This is a genomic window from Leptolyngbya sp. FACHB-36, from assembly GCF_014695955.1.
Lineage (GTDB): Bacteria > Cyanobacteriota > Cyanobacteriia > Leptolyngbyales > Leptolyngbyaceae > FACHB-36.
The window spans coordinates 1-2,311 of sequence record NZ_JACJPG010000466.1 but is presented as its reverse complement, the minus strand read 5'-3'; the positions used below and the strand labels follow the sequence as shown (position 1 = coordinate 2,311).

Here is a 2,311-nt window from a genome sequence, read left to right as displayed (position 1 = left end):
TTTCACCCCGCCTACCTGCTGCGAAATCAATCGAAGGAGAAGGGCAGCCCCAAGTGGCTGATGTGGCAGGATATTCAAGCCGTTCGCAGCAAGCTGGACGAGATTCGCGGGGCTGGCACCTAGTCGATCGAAACTTGACTCGCTGCTAGTGCGATCGCGCGTGGATAAATGCAATGCTCCTGCGCGTGAATTCGGTTTTGCAGCCTTTCTGGTGTGTCGTCCGGCAGTACGGGAACGGCTGCCTGCATAATGATTTCGCCGCTGTCCACTTCGGTCACAACCCGGTGCACCGTGCAGCCTGCAATCTTCACTCCGGCTTTAAGGGCTTGCTCGACGGCGCGGTTGCCTTTGAAGCTGGGTAGCAGACTGGGATGAATATTCAGGATGCGATCGCGGAATGCTGCAATCAGCACCGGAGTCACGATTCGCATCCAGCCCGCCATAATCACCCACTCGACGCCGCGCTGCTGAAGCGTGCTAACGATCGCCTCGTCTAGCGCTTCGCGGCTGGAAAAGTTGCGGTGGTCCAGCAGCACCGAGGGCACGCTCCAACGATCAGCTCTAGCGGCAACCTTTGCGCCCGGATTGTTGTAGATGAGCACCTGAATCTGGGCGTTGAGTTGACGATCCGCAATGGCTTGAGCGATCGCCTCGAAGTTGCTGCCACTTCCAGACGCCATCACCCCCAACTTCAGCGTTGGATGTGGGGAAACGGAGGTGTCTGGTGAAATTAAACTGGACATTGCAGAATCAGTACTCATAGTCAAAATCGACAGCTAGCTCATCTTATCAGCGCCTCCAAGTAGAATAGCTTCAGCCATCCTGCAATGTCTCAATGCGGAAATCGTCTTCTGATACTGCCTCGCGAATTCTAGACAGCGACTTGGTCGCGGCGTGGTTTTTTCTCGCGCCTGCGCTGGTCTTGCTGGGGCTATTTGTGCTGTACCCGATTGGCTATTTGTTCTACCTCAGCTTTACAACCGGCAGCTTTACCAGAGCCGGAACGCAGTGGATCGGCTTGCGGAACTACTGGCGGCTGCTGCTCAGCCCAGATTTTTGGCAGGTGCTGGGGAATACGGTGTATTTCACGGTGGCAACGGTGATTCCGAGCCTTGTGATTCCGCTAGGGCTTGCGGTGCTGCTCAATCGGAGTTTGGCGCTGCGGGGCGTGTTGCGATCGGCGTATTTCCTGCCCTCGATCACGTCGCTGGTGGCAGTCGGATTGGGTTTCCGCTGGCTGTTTCAGACCGATGGTCCAGTCAACGCGGGGCTGATGGCGCTGGGTTTAGCACCGATTCCCTGGCTCAGCAGCCCAATCTGGGCAATGCTTGTGCTCATCTTGCTAAGCATTTGGAAGCAGTTGGGCTTCAATTTAGTCGTATTTTTGGCAGGGCTTCAGACAATTCCTCAGAGCCGCTACGAAGCCGCTGAACTGGACGGGGCGGGACCCTGGCGGCAATTCCGGTACATTACGCTGCCGGGACTGCGATCGACGATCGTCTTTGCCGCTGTCACCACCGCAATTTTCACGCTTCGCAGCTTCGAGCAGGTGTACGTCATTACGGGCGGCGGACCGCTCAACTCCACAAACCTGCTGGTCTACTACATCTACGACCAAGCCTTTGCCCAGTTTGATTTCGGCTATGCTGCGGCTGCCGCTACACTGCTGCTGGGAATTACGCTCGTGCTGGTGTCGGTGCAGTTGCGGACTTCGACTGAATAGACGTGCTCGGTTTATTTTCTTTGGGCATTCAACGCGATAACGGGTGAGGTACGTTGTACTTCACCCGTCAAATAGAAAAAACGGTTTGTCAAACACCCGTTACGCTTGCACAAATTCAGCCGTTTCTAAGCGCTTTGCGTGTCCCCAAAAGGCTTCCAGGTTGTAGAACTCGCGCTCCTCCGGTAGCTGGATGTGGACGATGACATCGCCGTAGTCTTGCAAAATCCAGGTGCCGTCTGTTTGCCCCTCGGTATGAATTGGGCGGCGCTGAAACGTCTCTTCAACCTGATCCTCAATTGAGCGAGCGATCGCCCGCACCTGCACTTTTGAAAAGCCTGTGACGATCAAAAAGTAGTCAGCAAGAGTGGACACTTCAGTCACGTGCAGCAGCGCCATATCAGCACCTTTACGCTCGTCGGCGGCTTGGACAATCGTCCGCACCAGCTCCAGGGTGTCATCTGGCGCAACCGACTGATTGGTAACGTTGGCGGCAATCGGAAAAAGGGTGTGTACGTTTTGATTTGGCATTCAGTATTAAATCCTTAGTGATTCAATGACAAGTTCAAACGTTCGATCGGTTAGGGAAGG

The 2,311-nt window shown here is 55.0% G+C and carries 3 protein-coding genes and 1 pseudogene; 2 read left to right on the top strand and 2 right to left on the bottom strand.

Going from position 1 to position 2,311, the window contains the following annotated elements; translation table 11 throughout:
- A pseudogene (locus H6F43_RS22290) lies at positions 1-123 on the top strand (uracil-DNA glycosylase); the annotation flags it as partial.
- Here the strand turns inward: H6F43_RS22290 and purN are convergent.
- The gene (gene purN / locus H6F43_RS13355; protein WP_190343234.1) at positions 120-761 is read right to left on the bottom strand and encodes a phosphoribosylglycinamide formyltransferase; all 642 of its coding nucleotides are present in this window, start codon (positions 759-761) and stop codon (positions 120-122) included. The pseudogene H6F43_RS22290 and the gene purN overlap by 4 nt on opposite strands.
- A gap of 74 nt (positions 762-835) precedes the next feature.
- On the opposite strand from purN, the gene H6F43_RS13350 reads away from it, so the two are divergent.
- The gene (locus H6F43_RS13350) at positions 836-1,723 is read left to right on the top strand and encodes a sugar ABC transporter permease (protein WP_190343233.1); all 888 of its coding nucleotides are present in this window, start codon (positions 836-838) and stop codon (positions 1,721-1,723) included.
- Between the two features lie 99 nt (positions 1,724-1,822).
- Here the strand turns inward: H6F43_RS13350 and rsfS are convergent, their stop codons facing one another.
- Positions 1,823-2,251 (bottom strand): ribosome silencing factor, encoded by a 429-nt coding sequence (gene rsfS / locus H6F43_RS13345; protein WP_190343232.1) that lies wholly within the window; start codon positions 2,249-2,251, stop codon positions 1,823-1,825.
- Between the last annotated feature and the right edge of the window lie 60 nt (positions 2,252-2,311).

What these genes read in the sequence shown, in the direction of transcription:
- purN (WP_190343234.1), bottom strand. Translation starts at nt 761, where the DNA reads ATGAGTACTGATTCTGCAATGTCCAGTTTAATTTCACCAGACACCTCC.
- H6F43_RS13350 (WP_190343233.1), top strand. Translation starts at nt 836, where the DNA reads ATGCGGAAATCGTCTTCTGATACTGCCTCGCGAATTCTAGACAGCGAC.
- rsfS (WP_190343232.1), bottom strand. Translation starts at nt 2,251, where the DNA reads ATGCCAAATCAAAACGTACACACCCTTTTTCCGATTGCCGCCAACGTT.